General features: G+C 71.1%; 18 protein-coding genes and 1 pseudogene. 13 read left to right on the top strand and 6 right to left on the bottom strand.

The window, feature by feature from the left end:
• Nucleotides 1–140: 140 nt before the first annotated feature.
• Nucleotides 141–473, top strand: a complete 333-nt coding sequence (locus ACFWA9_RS00525) for a hypothetical protein (protein WP_380382059.1) — start codon at nucleotides 141–143, stop codon at nucleotides 471–473.
• A gap of 73 nt (nucleotides 474–546) precedes the next feature.
• Here the strand turns inward: ACFWA9_RS00525 and ACFWA9_RS00520 are convergent, their stop codons facing one another.
• Complete coding sequence (locus ACFWA9_RS00520; protein WP_329485246.1) at nucleotides 547–717, bottom strand: hydrophobic protein; 171 nt, start codon at nucleotides 715–717, stop codon at nucleotides 547–549.
• A 209-nt stretch (nucleotides 718–926) separates the two neighbouring features.
• Between ACFWA9_RS00520 and ACFWA9_RS00515 the strand changes: the two genes are divergently transcribed.
• Both ACFWA9_RS00515 and ACFWA9_RS00510 read left to right on the top strand, forming a co-directional pair.
• Nucleotides 927–1,166: a hypothetical protein gene (locus ACFWA9_RS00515; protein ID WP_380382057.1), complete on the top strand. Its 240-nt coding sequence runs from the start codon at nucleotides 927–929 to the stop codon at nucleotides 1,164–1,166.
• 291 nt (nucleotides 1,167–1,457) lie between these two features.
• Nucleotides 1,458–1,934: an MSMEG_6728 family protein gene (locus ACFWA9_RS00510; RefSeq protein WP_380382055.1), complete on the top strand. Its 477-nt coding sequence runs from the start codon at nucleotides 1,458–1,460 to the stop codon at nucleotides 1,932–1,934.
• Between the two features lie 175 nt (nucleotides 1,935–2,109).
• Here the strand turns inward: ACFWA9_RS00510 and ACFWA9_RS00505 are convergent, their stop codons facing one another.
• Entirely contained in the window at nucleotides 2,110–2,670 is a 561-nt protein-coding gene (locus ACFWA9_RS00505; RefSeq protein ID WP_380382053.1) for a TetR/AcrR family transcriptional regulator, read from the bottom strand.
• A gap of 116 nt (nucleotides 2,671–2,786) precedes the next feature.
• Here ACFWA9_RS00505 and ACFWA9_RS00500 point away from each other — a divergent pair, with 116 nt between their 5' ends.
• The 4 genes from ACFWA9_RS00500 to ACFWA9_RS00485 all read left to right on the top strand — a co-directional run bounded on the left by ACFWA9_RS00500 (nucleotide 2,787) and on the right by ACFWA9_RS00485 (nucleotide 5,619).
• Entirely contained in the window at nucleotides 2,787–3,473 is a 687-nt protein-coding gene (locus ACFWA9_RS00500) for an SDR family oxidoreductase (RefSeq protein ID WP_380382051.1), read from the top strand.
• 57 nt (nucleotides 3,474–3,530) lie between these two features.
• Nucleotides 3,531–3,752: a hypothetical protein gene (locus tag ACFWA9_RS00495; protein WP_380382049.1), complete on the top strand. Its 222-nt coding sequence runs from the start codon at nucleotides 3,531–3,533 to the stop codon at nucleotides 3,750–3,752.
• Between the two features lie 256 nt (nucleotides 3,753–4,008).
• Entirely contained in the window at nucleotides 4,009–5,013 is a 1,005-nt protein-coding gene (locus tag ACFWA9_RS00490) for an NADP-dependent oxidoreductase (protein WP_380382047.1), read from the top strand.
• 387 nt (nucleotides 5,014–5,400) lie between these two features.
• Entirely contained in the window at nucleotides 5,401–5,619 is a 219-nt protein-coding gene (locus ACFWA9_RS00485; RefSeq protein WP_380382121.1) for a hypothetical protein, read from the top strand.
• 145 nt (nucleotides 5,620–5,764) lie between these two features.
• On the opposite strand, the gene ACFWA9_RS00480 is transcribed toward ACFWA9_RS00485, so the two are convergent.
• Nucleotides 5,765–6,091 carry a nuclear transport factor 2 family protein gene (locus ACFWA9_RS00480; protein WP_380382045.1) on the bottom strand — a complete coding sequence of 109 codons (327 nt, stop codon included), beginning with the start codon at nucleotides 6,089–6,091 and terminating at the stop codon, nucleotides 5,765–5,767.
• Between the two features lie 31 nt (nucleotides 6,092–6,122).
• Nucleotides 6,123–7,307 carry a M20 family metallopeptidase gene (locus tag ACFWA9_RS00475; protein ID WP_352291350.1) on the bottom strand — a complete coding sequence of 395 codons (1,185 nt, stop codon included), beginning with the start codon at nucleotides 7,305–7,307 and terminating at the stop codon, nucleotides 6,123–6,125.
• Between the two features lie 171 nt (nucleotides 7,308–7,478).
• On the opposite strand from ACFWA9_RS00475, the gene ACFWA9_RS00470 reads away from it, so the two are divergent.
• Nucleotides 7,479–8,504, top strand: coding sequence for an Lrp/AsnC family transcriptional regulator (locus tag ACFWA9_RS00470; protein ID WP_380382043.1), 1,026 nt, complete (start codon nucleotides 7,479–7,481; stop codon nucleotides 8,502–8,504).
• 294 nt (nucleotides 8,505–8,798) lie between these two features.
• On the opposite strand, the gene ACFWA9_RS00465 is transcribed toward ACFWA9_RS00470, so the two are convergent.
• Nucleotides 8,799–9,176 (bottom strand): hypothetical protein, encoded by a 378-nt coding sequence (locus ACFWA9_RS00465; RefSeq protein ID WP_380382041.1) that lies wholly within the window; start codon nucleotides 9,174–9,176, stop codon nucleotides 8,799–8,801.
• A gap of 280 nt (nucleotides 9,177–9,456) precedes the next feature.
• Between ACFWA9_RS00465 and ACFWA9_RS00460 the strand changes: the two genes are divergently transcribed.
• From ACFWA9_RS00460 to ACFWA9_RS00445, 4 genes and pseudogenes are all read left to right on the top strand, one after another.
• Nucleotides 9,457–10,461 (top strand): helix-turn-helix domain-containing protein, encoded by a 1,005-nt coding sequence (locus ACFWA9_RS00460; RefSeq protein ID WP_380382039.1) that lies wholly within the window; start codon nucleotides 9,457–9,459, stop codon nucleotides 10,459–10,461.
• A 539-nt stretch (nucleotides 10,462–11,000) separates the two neighbouring features.
• Entirely contained in the window at nucleotides 11,001–11,714 is a 714-nt protein-coding gene (locus ACFWA9_RS00455) for a hypothetical protein (protein ID WP_380382037.1), read from the top strand.
• A 779-nt stretch (nucleotides 11,715–12,493) separates the two neighbouring features.
• Complete coding sequence (locus tag ACFWA9_RS00450) at nucleotides 12,494–13,348, top strand: class I SAM-dependent methyltransferase (protein ID WP_380382119.1); 855 nt, start codon at nucleotides 12,494–12,496, stop codon at nucleotides 13,346–13,348.
• A 344-nt stretch (nucleotides 13,349–13,692) separates the two neighbouring features.
• Nucleotides 13,693–13,868 (top strand): annotated as a pseudogene (locus tag ACFWA9_RS00445) (transposase); the annotation flags it as partial.
• Nucleotides 13,869–14,129: 261 nt separating this feature from the next.
• Here ACFWA9_RS00445 and ACFWA9_RS00440 read toward each other — a convergent pair.
• Entirely contained in the window at nucleotides 14,130–14,849 is a 720-nt protein-coding gene (locus tag ACFWA9_RS00440) for a hypothetical protein (protein ID WP_380382036.1), read from the bottom strand.
• Between the two features lie 337 nt (nucleotides 14,850–15,186).
• Here ACFWA9_RS00440 and ACFWA9_RS00435 point away from each other — a divergent pair, with 337 nt between their 5' ends.
• Entirely contained in the window at nucleotides 15,187–16,605 is a 1,419-nt protein-coding gene (locus tag ACFWA9_RS00435) for a trypsin-like serine protease (RefSeq protein WP_380382034.1), read from the top strand.
• The last annotated feature ends 88 nt before the right edge of the window (nucleotides 16,606–16,693 follow it).

Here is a 16,693-nt window from a genome sequence, read left to right as displayed (position 1 = left end):
GGGACGGACGCGGGCCGGGCGGCGTCCGCACCCGGGTGCCGGGGGTGCGCGCACCCTCCGCTCCCCCCACCGGGCGACGGGGCTGGTCCGGATGCCACCGTGGGGGTGCGACGGACCGTCCCTGCGGCCAGGTTGAGGAGATGGACATCGTCACCGTGCTGGAGCCGGACACCCCGACCAACATTCGGCTCCTGGAAGCGGACTTCGCCCCGGCCGATCCGCAGGGCCCGGTGCGCCGCGCACACGCCGCCCCGGCGGAGGCCTCGGGCGTCTGCGGCCCCCTCACCCTGTGCGGCCTGGACACCGGCGAGATGACCCTCGCCCCGCACCGACCCACCGACCCCGAGCAGCCCTGGCGCCAGGCGCGCTGGAACACCTGCTACACGTGCCGGACAGCCGAGCAGAGCGCCGGGCCGGCCGCTCAGGACCGTCGTGACGACGGCTCCCGTCCGGCGGGAACGACGGCCGGCTGACGGGGCCGCACGCACGGCGGCGGGGCGCCCGCTTCACGCGTGCGCCCCGCCGAGCCTGATCTGCGGATGTGACCTACCAGCGGTACCAGCGGTGGCGCCGGCCCGAGGAGTGCGTGCCACGGGCCACGAAACCCACCAGCCACAGCACGAGTACGGCAATCGCCACCCACCAGAGAATCTTGAGTGCGAACCCGGCGCCGAAGAGCAGCAGGGCCAGCAGGAGAACGAGAAGAAGGGGAACCATCGGAACCTCCGCAGTCGGTGTCGAGCAACCGGTTGCCCCGGGGGCGCACGCATATTCACCCGAATCCTTCCGCCAGCCCGGGGTAGAGGGGCCTGTTTGGCGCAGGGCCCCCCACCGCTTCGGCGCCTCCCGGGCCCGGCGGGCTGCCGCGGTGCCCGTTTGGCGCAGGACCGCCCGGGCAGGCGCGCGGTACCCGAAGAGGAGGAGCCATGGACGACATCCCCCAGGGCGGCTCCGGCGGAGTGCCCGGTCACCACCACGACGACCCCGGCCACCCCGGGACTCCCGACAGCCCCGCGACCCCGGGCGGTCCGTCGGACGGCCGCGGCCGGGAGGCGAAGACCGTCCGCGCCGGACAGCCGGTCGCCGAACAGCGGACCGACCGGAAGGCCGATCGGCAGGAGAGCGGGGATCGGGAGCAGTCCACGAGCGACCGACCCGACGAGTGATTGCCCCCCTGGCAAGGGACACAGTGAAAGCTGTCAGCCGGCGCACGGCCAGCGGGACATGAGGACCGAAGAGGGACCCGATCCCGTGAGCAGGGACCCGATCGACGTCATCGTCAGCGTCACCACCAGCGGACTGAGCGGATCCGACCTGCACCTGTACGAGGTGCTCCGGCCGTTTCCGGCGCCCGGGGCGCCCGGCGCTTCGGCGAGCCCGAACCGGGCCACTGATCCGGCCGGCCGGGGCGCCCGCGTTGCCGCGCGCGCTCCGGAGGGGCCCGGCACGATGGAGGGGTGCAGACCTTCCTGCCCTACCCGGACTTCGCTGAGTCCGCCGCGGTGCTGGACCCGAGGCGGCTCGGCAAGCAGCGGGTGGAGGCCCTCCAGGTGCTTCGCGGGCTGACCGTCCCCGGGTACGGCTGGCGCCACCATCCGGCCGTAGGGATGTGGGCCGGGTACGAGGAGGCGCTCGTCCGGTACGGGCTGGAGATCTGCCGGGCCTGGACCGCCGAGGGGCGCCGGGACACCTGCGCGGACAGCCTCCGGGACGGCCTGCCGGAACACGGGGCCGGGGCGCCCGCCGTGCGCTCGCAGGCGGAGCTGGCGGCGGCGGGAGAACTCCCTCCGTGGCTGGGAGCCGCGGAGTTCCACGCCAGCCACCGGTCCGCGCTGCTCCGCAAGGACCCGGCCTTCTACCGGGCCCGTTTCCCGGACGAACCGGACGACCTGTCCTACGTGTGGCCCGCATCCGACCGTGCGCGCCGGGTGTGAGGCGGGGCCACCGCCCGCCGCGCAGCGGCCGGCCTGGGGTTGCGCTCCGAGACATGGCCGCTTCGGCGTCGCGGTACGAGCTGGTGTCGTCCGTTCGGGGCGGTTCTCGGTCGCGTCGCCTGGGCCGCGAGCGCTGGGTTGTCGAGCACCGCGCCGACCAGCCTGGCTGTGCGGATCAGCTGGTTGCCGTCAGGGCTGCGCGCGCGGTGGTGAGGATCTGCTCGGAGAGCGGGGAGCCCTTGGTGGCGCGGGCCAGGACGAGTGCGCCGACCATCGTGCAGAGCTGGGCGATGCCGTCCTGGTCCTCGGTGGCGAGCCACTTGGCGAAGTCGCTCACTCCTTCGGTGTAGGCGCGGTGGGCGTCGCGGGCGCCGGGTTCGCGCGCCATGTCGGCGGCCAGTGCGGCGGTGGGGCAGCCCTCTGCCACGTCGTCGCGGTGCTCCGTGGAGAGGTAGATGTCGACGAGGGCTCGCCGGGCGGCCTCGCGCTGCCCAGCGTGCTGCTCGAGTCCGGCACCGCGGCGCTGGGTGAGCTCCTCGAACGCGTGGGTGGTGGCTTCGTCGATGAGGGCCTCCTTGGAGGCGAACTGCTTGTAGAAGGCTCCGTGGGTCAATCCGGCCGCCTTCATGAGGTCGGCGACACTGACGTGCGTGCCCTGCTCGCGGAAGAGCCGTGAGGCGGTCTCCACGACCCGCTTGCGGTTCTCCCGCGCCTGCGCCTGCGATACGCGGCCCATCGGGCACCTCCATTTGGAAGTCGACTGGCATCTATCCTAGCCGCAGGTTAGATTGGATGCGTAATCTAATTGGGGGCGGCCCGGACGGTCGGGCCGCCGCGACGCTGGGAGCGCACATGGAACTGAAGGACGCGGTCGCCGTGGTCACCGGAGCCAATCGGGGACTGGGCCGCCATCTGGCCGCCCAGCTCGTGGAGCGCGGAGCGAAGGTGTACGCGGCGGCCCGCCGCCCCGAGACGGTGGACCTGCCGGGTGTCGTCCCGCTGCGGCTGGACGTGACGGACGAGGAGTCGATCCGGGCCGCTGCCCGCGTCGCGTCCGACGCGACGCTGCTGGTGAACAACGCGGGCATCTCCACCGCCACGCCGCTGATCGCGGGCGGCCTGGACGCGGTGCGTCTGGAGATGGAGACGAACTACTTCGGCCCGCTCGCGGTGACACGGGCTTTCGCCCCGGTCATCGAGGCCAACGGCGGCGGCGCCGTGCTCAACGTCCTGTCCGTGCTGTCGTGGCTGCATCCGGCGGCCCTGGGGTCCTACGCGGCGGCGAAGGCCGCGGCGTGGGCACTGACCGGCGCGGCCCGGGAGGAACTGGCCCCGCGCGGCATCACCGTCTCCGCGCTGCACGTCGGATACATGGACACCGACATGGCCGCAGGGATTCCCGCCGACCAGAAGGCCGACCCCGCCGAGGTCGCCGCCCAGGCCCTGCACGGCATCGAGACGGGCCTGCCCGAGATCCTCGCCGACGAGAGCACCCGGTACGTCAAGCAAGGCCTTGCCGCCTCGCCGAACGCGGCGTGAAGCGCACCCGCCGCACCCTCCCTCCCTCCTCTGTTGATCCTTGAGCAAGGACACCTGATGCGTTACACGACTTTTGGACGCCGGACGGGTCTGCGCGTGTCCGAGTACGCGCTCGGCACGGCGAACCTCGGCCACCGGCTGGAGCGCCGGCGCGGCCGCCTGTCCAAGGTCAGCGCGGTGCCGCTCGGCGCTCCCCACGAGGCGATCGCCGCCTCCCTGGGCGGCATCCAGGGCGGCGACTCCAACCGCGTCATCGCCCCCCTCGCACCGGTGGCCTGACACCCGAGGGCGGCGGCGACCCCAACCGCGTCATCGCCCCCCTCGCACCAGTGGCCTGACACCCGAGGGCGGCGGCGACCGGAGTGTCGCCGCCGCCCCGGGCCCGCGACGGACGCCGAGCCGGTGAGCGCAGAGCGCCGCATCGGCGAATGGCCCCGGAACACCGAAACAAGCACCACAGAGTGTCCCGTTACTGGGAGAAGCCCAGCATGGACCAGAGATCCCGTCCCCTCCCGGACGAGAAGCGGAGACGACGATGAAGGCCTTCCTGATCGAGCGGTACGGCGACAAGGCCGGCCCCCACGCCGGTGAGATGCCCGACCCCCGGGTGGGCGCCGACGACGTCCTGGTCCGGATCCACGCGGCGAGCGTCAACCCGCTCGACGTCAAGCTCCGCGACGGGGCCTTCAAGGCGATCCTGCCCTACCGTCTCCCTCTCGTCCTGGGCAACGACCTCGCCGGGGTGGTGGTCCAGGTGGGATCGTCCGTCACCCGGTTCACGGTGGGCGACGAGGTCTACGCGCGGCCCGACAAGGACCGCATCGGCACGTTCGCCGAACTCATCGCCGTCCACCAGGACGACCTCGCCCCCAAACCGGCCGCACTCACCATGGTGGAGGCCGCCTCCCTTCCCCTGGTCGCCCTGACCGCCTGGCAGGCACTGGTGGAACGGGCACACGTGCGGCCGGGCCAGAAGGTCCTCGTCCACGCCGGCTCCGGCGGGGTGGGCACCATCGCCGTCCAGCTGGCCAAACACCTGGGCGCGCAGGTGGCCACCACCGCGAGCACCGCCAAAACCGACCTGGTGAAGGAGCTGGGCGCCGACATCGTCGTCGACTACAGGAAGCAGGACTTCGCGTCCGTCCTCGACGGCTACGACGTCGTCCTGGACACCCTCGGCGGTGAGACGCTGGAGAAGTCGCTGCGGGTGCTCAAGCCCGGCGGGACGGTCATCAGCGTCGCAGGCCCTCCGGACGCCGCGTTCGCCCGCGAGCTGGGCGCGAACGCGGCCCTGCGGCTCGTGATGAGCGCGCTGAGCTTCAGGACCCGGCGCCGCGCCCGGCGCCGCGGCGTGACGTACTCGTTCCTGTTCATGAAGGCCGGCGGCGACCAGCTGCGCGAACTCACCGCGCTCATCGACGCCGGAAAGATCCGCCCGGTGGTCGACCGTGTCTTCCCCTTCGACCGGACCGGGGAGGCGATGGAGTACGTCGAGAAGGGCCGCGCGAAGGCCGGCAAGGTCGTCGTCACGATGACCTGACCGAAACAGTCCTCCCGCCGGCAGACCGGCGGAGCCCCCCCTCGGCTGCCGGGAGACGAGTGTCGTCCTGGCGCGGACAGCGGGGCTTCGCGGCCGGCGACGCGGCAGTGTGGGCAACGCAGATGGGAGCGAGTGGCCTTGAGCCGCCCGTCGAGCGTGCGGTTGTCGGTCGTGAGCCGGCGGACCCGCTGCTTGAGCGTGGTGTTCTCGGTGGTGACCCGCTGGATGGCCTCTCAGGGCCCGACCGCTTGGGGCACCTTCGTCGACGGCCGCCTCGTCAAAGTCAGTTGATGACGCCGGCGTCGCGGGCGAGGAGAACGGCTTGGACGCGCTTGGTGACGCGGCGGTGGGGAGTCGACACTCGGCACGCTCGGTACCGTCACCTACCTGGGGGCGGACCATGGGCTCGCGGCTCTGTACGACGTGGCCGGCCTGGTCATGATGTGGAGCGTCCTGAACGCGTGGCTCCAGGGCACGGCCATGCTCAGGACGGCCGGCGTCGACGCCGCGACGTACGCGCCGTTCGCACAGCAGATCGCCGCCGGACACGGCGCGGAGCAGTATCCCGTACTGATCGAGGAGTTCGGCAAACGCCGCAACGGCTGACCGGCCCGGCACCGGGATCGGGCCGACCTGCCGTCGCTGCTCCTCCGGCGGCGATGCCGGGCTCCTGGGCCGTTCGGCCGACCCGGCCGCTCAGCGGGGCTCAGGGGAAGTCAAGCGCCCGCACATCACCGCACGCCCAGGCGGCTCAGCCGAGGAACTCGACGCGGTCGATGAGGCCTTCGCGGACCCGGTAGGCCACCAGGACGCGGACCGGTTCGTCGGACAGGCCGTGGGCGACTTCGTGGTCGACCACCCAGTCGCCCTCAGTGAGCCGTCCCACGATCTCCGCCCGGCAGCGGCCCGCGGCGAACTGCCGGGTGTAGGTGTCGCGCAGGGCCTGACGGCCTTCCAGCCGGCTGCCGTCCCGCCGCAGAACGAGGACGTCCTCGGCGTAGGTGGCGACGAAGGCGTCGATGTCGTGGTTGTTGTAGGCGGTGAGCTGCTGCTCGACCACGTCGCGCGGTTCGGTCATGTGCTTGATCGTTTCTTCCTCGGGCAGGGGTTCAGGCCGCGAGACGGCGGGTGGCGAGTTCGGCGTAGAGCGCCGCTCCGTCGGGGAGCACCGCGTCGTCGAACTCGGCGTAGGGAGAGTGGTTGAGCGGCAGGGTGTCGGGATCGCTCCCCTTCGGGGCGGCGCCGAGCCACGCGAACGACCCCGGAACGGCGTCGAGTACCCGGGAGAAGTCTTCCGACCCGGTCATCGGGTTGGCCATCGTCCGGAAGCGTTCCTCGCCGAAGACCTCCCGGACGGTGTCCCCGAGGAAATCGGTCTCGGCCCCGTCGTTCACCGTCACCGGGTACCCGGGAAGGTACTCGATCTCGGCCCGCAGGCCGTGGGCAGCCGCGACGGCCCGCACCAGCTCCACCACGGTGTCGGTGACCTTGGCCCGCGTCTCGGCGGAGAAGGTGCGCACGGTCGCCTCGAAGTAGGCGGTCTCGGGGATGATGTTGCGCTGGGTACCGGCCCGGAGGAGTCCGACGGTGAGCACCACCGGATCGAACACGTCGAAGCGGCGGGTCACCATGGTCTGCAGGGCGGTGACCGTCTCGCAGGCCGCCGGGACGGGGTCCTTGGCCCGGTGAGGTACCGAGCCGTGCCCGCCCGCACCGTGGAGGGTGACGTTCAGCGCATCGGAGGCGGCAAGGATCGGCCCGCGCCGGGAGCTGAACTCCCCGTGCGGCATGGTCGACGCCACGTGCAGGGCGTATGCGGCGACCGGGCGCGTGCCCGCTGCGTCCAGAACGCCCTCGGCCAGCATGGCTCCGGCGCCGTCCCAGCCCTCCTCGCCGGGCTGGAACATGAAGACCACGTCGCCGTGGAGCCGCTCCCGCCGTGCGGCGAGCAAGTGTGCGGCGCCCGTGAGCATGGCGGTGTGCAGATCGTGTCCGCAGGCGTGCATGGCACCGTTGTCGGACGCGAACGGCAGCGGGGCCTTCTCGATGACCGGCAGTCCGTCCATGTCGGCGCGCAGGAGCACCGCCGGCCCCGGTAGCCCGCCGCGCAGCACCGCGGTGACCGAACTCAGCGCGGAGCCCTGACGTACTTCCAGCGGCAGTCCCTCGAGAGCCCGCAGCACCCGCTCCTGGGTGCGCGGGAGGTCAAGGCCCAGCTCGGGGAACCGGTGGAGGTCGTGGCGGAGCCGGACCAGGTCGGGAGCCAGAGCCAGGGCGTCGTCGTGTAGGGACACAGGTACCTCCATCGGGCCCGCGCGGGGCGGGAACTTGTGCGGAGCGATCTTGTTCCGCGATTCTGGAGCCCGCAGCGGGGGATTCCCGCGATTTCGCAGGATCACGCCACGAAGAGGCCCTTCGATGAACGAACCAACCGGCAGTCGACGGTGACCGGCTCCGAGGAGACAGTGGACGAGCTGGATCTCGCCCTGGTGAACGCGATGCAGCTGCGGCCCCGGGCACCCTGGTCGCTGCTCGGCCAGACCCTCGGGATCAGCCCGGTCACCGCCGCGCGCCGCTGGCGACGGCTCTCGGAGGCCGGGATCGCCTGGGTGACCGCCTACGGCCTGCCCCACCCCGAGGACCCTGGCTGCGTCGCGTACCTCGACATCGACTGCGCTCCCGACCGGATCCGGCAGATCGCCGACGAGCTGGCCGAGGACCCGCACGTGATGAGCGTCGAACACCTCTCCCAGGGCTGCGACCTCGTCATCGCCGCGGCCTTCACCGACCTGGCGACGGTCTCCCGGTACACCGCCGAACGGTTGGGCAGGCTCCCGGGGATCACCGCCGTCCGCACCCACCTGGCGACCGGCTTCTACGCCGAGGGGATCCGCTGGCGACTGGACTCACTCGACCCCGCCCAGCGCCTGGAACTCCACGACGACCACCCGACGGGCTACGGGATGTCCTCCCCAGTACGGGCCGAAATCCGCCACGAAGACCGGGAGTTGCTCATCAGGCTGGGCGCCGACGGCCGCCTCGGCCAAGCCGAGCTGGCCGCCGCCACCGGGCTCAGCCCGTCCACGCTGCGCCGCCGCCTCGACCGGCTGGCCGCCTCCGACGCGATCCGCTTCCGCTGCGAGATCGCCGCCGGAGACGCCGGCCGACCGGTCCTGGCGACCTTCCGGGCCGACATCCCTCCGGACCGGCTCGACGAGGTCGGTCCCCAACTCGCCAGGCTCCCCGAGATCCGGCTGTGCGTAGCCGTCACCGGCCGGCACAACCTCATCCTCTCCGTCTGGCAGCGCTCCCTCGCCGACGTCCAGCGACTGGAAGCCGCACTCGCCCGCAGGTTCCCCGACCTGCGAGTGGCCGAGCGCCGCGTGTCACTGCGCACCGTGAAGAGGATGGGACGGATCCTGGGCTCGGACGGCCGCGCCGTCCGCGCCGTTCCGATGGACATCTGGCGAGACCCGATCCCGGTCTCCTAGCGGTGGTCCACCCGGAGGTGCCGACCCCGCGAGACGGTCGCGGAGGCCTCGCCGCCACCGGCCGGCCGACCCGCCTGCGGGTCCCGCGGTACGCAGTCGGGTGGGAAACCACCAGAAGTGTTCGCCCGACATATCCGCCGGACGGAAGGATTCCACTGCGGCCAAGCAGGGGCCCGGCGGGCGCGGGCGGCCGGACCGGCAGCCGATCCACGCCCGGGAGGGCGCCCGCGGGCGCGTGACCGGCCCCGCACCCCCGGTGCCCCCGCCCGGGCCGGCCGCTGCGTCCGGTCTGGGTCAGCAGCGAACGCTGGAGCCGCCGTTGCTCAGGTTGGCGTCGTAGATCCAGCCGCTGCCGGCCGGGCCCCGGACGTAGGTCCAGGTGTTTCCGTAGTCGTTGACGGAGTAGCAGTCGTAGTCCACCCGGACGCCCTGGGAGTACGAGCCGACCAGGGTGCACGCTCCGTACGGGCCGGTCCGCACCGGAGCACTGCTCGCCGAGATCGTGCCCGAGCCCGGGTCCAGGTTGCTGTGCGGCCAGTTCGCGTTGCCGCAGGTGACGGCAGCGAGGTCGGACGACGACGGCGCCGCGGCCGCCGACACGGCCGGGAACGAGAGCGAGGCCACGGCCGTCAGCCCGACGGCGAGTGCGGTCTTTCGGAGACGGGATGTCATGAAGCGAACTCCTCGTGAGCGGGTCGCCGAGCCGGCCGGCCCGGCGAGCCCTCACCCTTGCCGCCGCGGTCACGGCCGGGCAAGGTTGCCGAGGTGTCCGGGACTGTCCGGGACTGTCCTGGGCGGTCCGGGGAACGGTCGGACACGCCGGACTCGGTCTGACCAGCCGAACCTCCCGGACCGCGGGACAACGGCGCCGGCCGCACCGCCGCCCTCATCCTGGCCAACAACGTCTTGAATCAACGTGGTTGGCCGCGGACTGCTCCGCCAGGATCGGGGTATGAGTTCCCAACCCTTGCCACCGAATCCCTCCCTAGCGCGGGATACGGCCGAGTTCGTCGCGTGTCTTCGACAGCTTCGGCAACGGTCCGGGCTGACCTACAGGGCGCTGGAACGCCGCGCTGCCGAGGTCGGGGCCGTGCTCCCGCGCAGCACGATCGCCGAGGCGCTCCGCCACGACCTGCTGCCGCGACCGGAACTGCTCGACGCCTTCGTCCGGGCCTGCGGCCTCGGCGAGGACCCGGCCGTGTGGCTCGCGGCACGCGAGCGGCTGGCCCACGAGGCCACCCACCCGGGGCCCGGCGTCCCCGCCGAGGCCGGCCCACCCGCCCCGCAGACGCTGCCCGGCGCCCCGCGGACCGCACCGCCCGCGCCCTCCCGCCGGCGGCTGCCGCGCAGCGCTACTCCGATCGTGGTGGTCCTGGCACTGGCGGCCGCCGTGGCGGGCGGGGCGGCCTTCCTCCACGACCGTGCGCACCGCCCGGCCGCGCCCGCTCCCTCCTCCGGCGCCCAGGAACGGGCACCGGTCGCGGCGGGCGCGTATCTGATCCGGCCGGTGGGCTCCGGACTCTGCCTGGGGGAGTCGACCACGCACGAAAGCGGCGGGGAGGTAGGGCAGTTCGCGTGCCCGGGCAATGTGCCCACCTACGTCTTCGAGCCGGCCGGCGGCGGCCAGTACACGATCCGCTCCCTCCATCCGGTGATGGGTCACGGCTGCCTGGGAGTGGAGGCCGCACTCCTCGCCGACGGCGCCCGTCTGATGAACGACTACTGCGGCCGGCGGGGGACCGCGGAACGGTTCCGGCTGCGCGCGTCGCCGGGAGGCGCCGGCAGCTACCTCATCCAGCTGGTCCACAGCAACGCCTGCGTGACCATCCCGGGCGATATCGGCACCCCGGGCGTCCTCGCACGCCAGCTCCCCTGCGCAGACCCTCCCGCCGGGCAGAGCTTCACCCTGGAGCCCGTGCCGGCCCCGACCGCCATCCCGGACATCAGAACCAACTGATCACTCGCGTCGGCCGGTGCAGCCGGCCTGGTCCGCCGCCTTCGGTGATCGCGACCGGCCCCGTGCCCACCGCGAACGGGGCGAGGCACTCGACGCCCTCCGCAGCGCCCGCGCCGTGGCGCCGGTGACCGCCGAGCCGATGCCCGATGCCGCCCGGCCGGCTCTGCGGACCTCCGGGTGGACCGGCCCGCGCGCGGCCGAGTCCGGCCCGCTGGCCGGTCCACACCGCTTCTGGCGACCAGGGCAGCGGAGAGCGCGGCGAGCCGATCGCCGACCCGGCGATGGCGCGGCCGGCCTTCGGGTCGAGCCCGCCGGGCCGGGGCCGGGGAGAAGGCAGAGGTGGTGCCGCTGGTTCTCACCCCGGATCGACTCCGCCCTGGCCTCGCGTGTTACGCGGCACTCCGGACAGCGCGGCCCCATGCTTCCCGCAGGCCCTCTGTTGTGCGGGCTCGGGATCGGCGAATATCGTTCCTGATATTCCGTCAGTCGGCGCAGGGGAGCCAACGCCCGTGCGGTGACGCCGTTTGAAGGAGCCGGCAGTGACTGGTGAACCGTCGCCGGGCGGTGTCCCGCCGGTGCCCCCGGGCCCGCCGCCGGGTGCCGGAGGCGGACCCGCGCCCGCGTCCGGCCGCCGCCTCGGCGAGATCGCGGCGCTCGTCTCGGCCGGCACCGCCCTCGCCGGTCTCCTCCTCGGCTTCCTCGGACTTCCCGCTGTGGTGAACTCACCCACCGCCAGCACCGTCACCGAGACCGTACGCGCCACGGTGACCGTGACCGTGACCGCGACCCCGGCAGGCCCCTCCACGCCCATCACCGCTCCGGCCCCGAGCGGCAGCGGCCAGCCGCCGCCCACCACACCCGGGCGGGTCTCCCTCGTGGACGACCTGCTGCCCGTCGACCATGAACAGGGCAACTACGACCGCGGACCGCAGAACGTCAACGGCACGCTGTACCCCACCGTGCTCTCCAGCACCTGCGCCACCGCCACCTGGCAACTGGACCGCCAGTACACCACCCTGACCACGTCATACGGCCTGGCCGACAGCTCGTCCTCCGGCAAGACCGTGAGGATGTACATCGAGCTGGACGGCGCCCGGAAACTGGAACGAGATGTGCCGGTCGGCTCGACGACGCCCGTGACTTTGAACGTCCAGGGCGTCTTCCGCGGCACCCTTGGCTCCACCTACTGCTACACCTTCGGTTCGAACAACGTGGGCGCGTGGATCGACCCCGTCGTCACCAAGGCCCCCTGAGTCCGCCCTTGGTCTGTGGCCGGTCTGGGGGTTCGCGCCTGCGGCGTTCCGGCCTGTCTCGGTACGCGTCTGTCCCGCGAAGCCGTCCGCGGACCGCCGGACGGCGGCCCGGTGTGCCTCTGCCCGACGGCCCGGACGGCGGCCGGCTGGTACGGGCCCTGGCAGGCCGGCCTCGGGGTGTCGTCCGACGGCGGGAGTTCCGGTGTCAGGTCGTCCCGGGGGCTCGGGCAGCCACATTGGGTTGCCCGCATGGTGACTTGCTCTCCGGCCCCTGGCCCGGTTGCCGTGGGCGTGCTCGCGCTCGTCGCGGTGCTTGGTGCGCAGCAGTCGGCCGAGGCCGGGGAGGACCGGACGGTGAGCGCGGAGCTGCGGCGGGCGGCGGAGCGCGGCGAACGAGATCAGGTTCGGGGGCGGGGTGATGACGGTGCTGCCGCTTCGGGGCGCGGAGCAGGCGCCTGCCTGGAGCGGGGCGCGGGGGGCGCGGTCGGCGACGGCGCGCTGAAGAGCGTGCCTGTCCGAGACGTCCCCTTGCTGCTTCTACGCCGCGATCACCTGGGGCGGGCGGCGGCTGCGGGTCGAGGCGTTGTACGCGAGCCTGCAAAGCGGGGACACGGCACGGCGGTCCTTGGCGCACGATGGACCATCGGACGGAACCGAGCGCGTGTGTCCCCCTGCTCGGACTGCGGCATCACGGGATGTCCAGGAAATCGGAGGCGGCGCTGCCCACGAGTCCCATAGCATCGGCCCGCACCGACCCGTCGAGTATCACCAAGGACTTTGTGAATCACTCCGATCTCCACGCCAAGGCCCCCTCGCTCGCGGCCGGCATGGCCGCTGCCGATCACAGCCCGGACATCCAGCTGTCCCAGACTCGCCACCGCGCCGCGCTCGTGGCGAGCTGGCAGATCGCGCCCGGCTCAACGGTCCTCGAACTGGGCTGCGGCCAGGGCGACATGACCGTCGTCCTCGCGGAGGCGGTGGGGCCCGAAGGGCGCGTGACGGCCGTCGACGTGGCCGACCCCTCCTACGGGGCGCCGGTCACGCTCGGAGAATCGGCGGCCCGGATCGCGGCAGGCCCTCTCGGGCCGCGCATCGACTTCCGCTTCGGCACGGACGTCCTCGACCCGTCGGTCGACTTCCCCGGAAGTACCTTCGACCACGTTGTGTTCGCGCATTGCTCCTGGTACTTCGCATCGCTCGGACAGGTGCGGGACACACTGGCCCGGGTACGGCCGTGGGCGCGGCGACTGTGTTTCGCCGAGTGGGACTTGACGCCTGCGTCCGGCGACCAGCTGGCGCACCTTCTCGCCGTGCTGATCCAGGGGCAGACCGAGGCCGCGGGGTCTCATGGCCAGGGCAACGTTCGCACGCCGTTCTCCCGTGAGGCGCTGCTGAGGCTCACGCACGAGGCCGGCTGGACGGCCGACGGCAGCGGCCCGGTCGACACCGGAGAGCTTCAGGACGGCGACTGGGAGATAGCCGCCTGCCTCGACCTCGCCGCGACGGAGGAGCGTCTGGCCGCGCTGCCCGAGCCGGTGCGCCAGCTCGTCCTGAGCCAGGCCGACGTTCTCCGGGCCATCGCCAAGCCGCGCGGCAACCGCGCGCTCGCCGCGTACTCGGTCACCGCGCGCTGACCTACGGCCCCGGCAACCGGCCGGTCAGCGGTCGGTGGGATCGGTCAACTGCCGCCCTTCTTCGCTTCCAGGCCCGGGGATGCGGAGGATGTCTGCCGAGCCCTCGGAGGGGCCGAGTTGTCCTGGACCCTCGCCGCTTGGCCACCATCTCGCCCGCCACCGTCCGCCAGGACGTCGCGGCACAGGTCAACGCAGTCTTCGGCCATGCCCTGCCCTGGGGTAGATGAGCACGTCGCACGGTCGGGAAGGCGAGCCATGGCCGGTCGGAGGACCCGCACCAGCCGCCGATCACTGGCAGCGGGGGAGGCGGTCCCGCCGGAGCGGGGAGCGGCGGCCCCTCCTGGGGCAGCCTCGGCGGTCGCCCCGTGGCATTCGACCGGCAGCTCTACAAGCGGCGCAACGTCGTCGAGCGGTGCTTCAACCGACTGAAGCAGTGGCGCGGTCTCGCGACCAGGTACGACAAGACCGCCTGTCCTACAAAGCCGCCGTCACCCTCGCCTCACTCCTCATGTGGACCTGACCCTTTGACGGCACTGCCTGGTCGCCGTAATTGCGGCTGCCTCGCCGACGGCCGGCACTGCGGGCCGCATCTGGCAGACCCTTGACCCACGGGAGGCGAGTACGGTTGCGGTTGCCCGGATTACGCGTCTTGACGAGGTCGTTTATATCTGACCTATCGGGATCGACCTGAACCTGGGTCTGACGAGGCTGTGTGCTGTGGTACCGGCCTCGTCAGGCCTGCGGAGGCGCTTCCAGGCGGCCTGGTCCCCTTCAGAAGCCGCTACTTGAGCCCTTCCGCGATTCGGATCAGATCCTGGTCGGAGAGCAACGATGGAGTGCCCGTTGAAATGCTGTAGGTGAACGTGCCATCGGCCCACGTCAGCGTCCGGGGACCGAGCTTGGGGTCAGCGTTGCTCAAGACCGCCGGATGGCCGTTGACCATAGTGGGTCCTTGGCCGGTCGACTCCACAAAGGTCCCCATCGCTTGGCGAATGAGCAGCGAAGAGCCGGGATGGGTATCGGACGCGTAGCGATAGCCAGTTGCCCAGTTCGGGACGTCGGCAGGGAACGGCGGCAAACTGGGAAGCTGGGCAACCTCGTCGGCGCTGAACGGCTGGTAGTGGTCCGGGAGGTAGGTCGGCTGGGCAAGGTTACGGCCGTCGAAATGGACGATGGCACCACCTGTAGTGGCATCTACGAGAGATTTAGTGCCGAGTGGAGAGTGCAGATGCGCGGTAATTCGCGCGTACCCCCCAGGGTCGCAGAGGCCTGAAAGCTTCTTGTGCCTCAATGAGACTTTGACGGATTGCGAACTCTCTCGAACCGCCAGTTCGGGCTTCCGTTCACAGCTCCAGCCCGCTGTGAATGTGATGGTTTGGCCGTCGGCACTCACCAGTAGCTGGCCCTGGATGGCGCTTTCGTATACGTCTGAGTCTGAGGACTGTGATGCCCACGCCGTTACCGCGAGGCCGGCGCCGAATATGCTGGCTGCTGTGATCATGGCCAGGCGCTTGTGCCGTCCGAGCCGCAGTGGGCGGCGGGCAGATCCTTGCTTCACGGGCCCTCCCGGGGTCGTTGCCATGCTCGCGGCCGGGCAGCGGTCAAGTCAAGCGGCGAAGGGCCGCGCTGGCTCATCTGGGTAGCGTCTTCACAAAAGGGCCACGGCGGACTCGTCATGAGGTCGTAAAACTCTGGCTGCGAAATGCCCCAAGTTTACCCGTATTGGCGCAGAGTGTGGCTTTAATTCCGCTGCGCAGGGCGGCACCTGCTCGTTAAGATTGAGTGTGTACTCGCCGGGGGTGAGCCCAGGGCGGCATCGTATAGTGGGGGATTTCTGCATGGCCAAAAGGAAGATATTCAGCCGTAGCCATTTGGTTTTGGCTACTGTCGTCCTCGCGTCGCTCTCGGCTGCGGTTCCGGCCATGGGTGCACAGGGAAGTTCCGCTTTCACCAAGCCGGGCGGCCCGACGCATCGTGCACCCAAGCCGACTGCCACCCAGGGGCAGGGCGCGGCCGTACTGTCTGCAGCAGCAAGCCCTCAGGTCATCGAGCTGATGAAGAAGCAGGAGATCCTCGACAAGCTTGTCGACCGCATCACTGGTGGGCGCTCAGAGTCCAACCGGGATCAGATCCCCGGGTTCTCTGAGGTCGAGGTCGACGCTGCGGCCAGCCGAATCACCCTGCACTGGAAGGGTGATCTTCCCGAGTTTGTCAATGCCGTTCTCCGGGACTTGCCCCAGGGTGTGACGACTCAGGTTGTGTCCGCCAAGTACTCGAAGGCCGAGCTGCACGCCGCACGGGAGAAGCTGCTGCCGAACGGCAAGCCGCTCCCCATCCCGGCGAAGCGAGCCAGTCACATCAACCGAGTCGGGCCGGCCGCCGACGGTAGCGGTCTCGAAATTGGCTATGAGACCGATGACGCCCGAGCTGCTGACCCTCTCGCGCTGCGGGCGCCTCTCCCGGCTGATGAGTTGTCGCCACAGGTCGCCGCCATCACATCGGCCGTAGCGGGGGTGGAGGTCCATGCGAGGTACGAGCCACAGGTCACAGACTTGACCCGAGGGGCGGACTGGGACCCCTGGGCTGGTGGAGCCGGTGTTCAGACCCCCGGCGGCGGCATTTGCTCGACGGGCTTCGGTGTCTACAGCCCGAGCCTGTACAAGGACCTTGTCACCACCGCGTGGCACTGCGGGGAAGGCTCGTACAACACCTGGTACAGCCGTGAGTACCTGGGAAACGCTTACCGGAACGACGGCCTCGACACTGACGACGTGATCGGCATCGTGCCGAAGAACAACGGCCACTCAAGTGCCTGGGTCTACGACGGCGCGTGGAACGACGACAGCAACTACGCCAAGCCGGTATCCGGAGCTGGCTACAACAACGTCGGGGATTACGTCTGCCAGTCGGCCGCGAACTCCGGAGTCCACTGCGGACTTCAGGTCAAGCTCGTCGATCAGCACATGCAGGGACCCAACGGTGTTTGGCGCAAGTTCCAGGACAAGGCCGTCCAGACCGACCCCAACGACATTGCCGCAGCCAATGGCGACAGCGGTGGCCCAGTCTTCGCCCTCACCGACGGTGGAGGAAAGGACCAGGCCCGGGGGACCATCACCTCGCTCGACAACACTCGTGACTGCCAGGGCCGCCAGACCGCAGACGCCGGCTACCGCACGCCATGGTGCCTGAGCACTATCTGGTATGTCCCGATCAATCAGATCCTTGCCGACATGGGATGGGTTCTGAAGACCGGCTGACCTACCCCTGCCGTGCCTATGGCCGGACCACGTCGGCTCTACAGCCCCAGACACGGCTACGCGTCGTAGAAAGTGCTGGCTCATCGGG

The organism is Kitasatospora sp. NPDC059973 (genome assembly GCF_042737525.1).
Classification (GTDB): Bacteria; Actinomycetota; Actinomycetes; order Streptomycetales; family Streptomycetaceae; genus Kitasatospora.
This window is presented reverse-complemented; position numbering and strand designations above follow the sequence as displayed.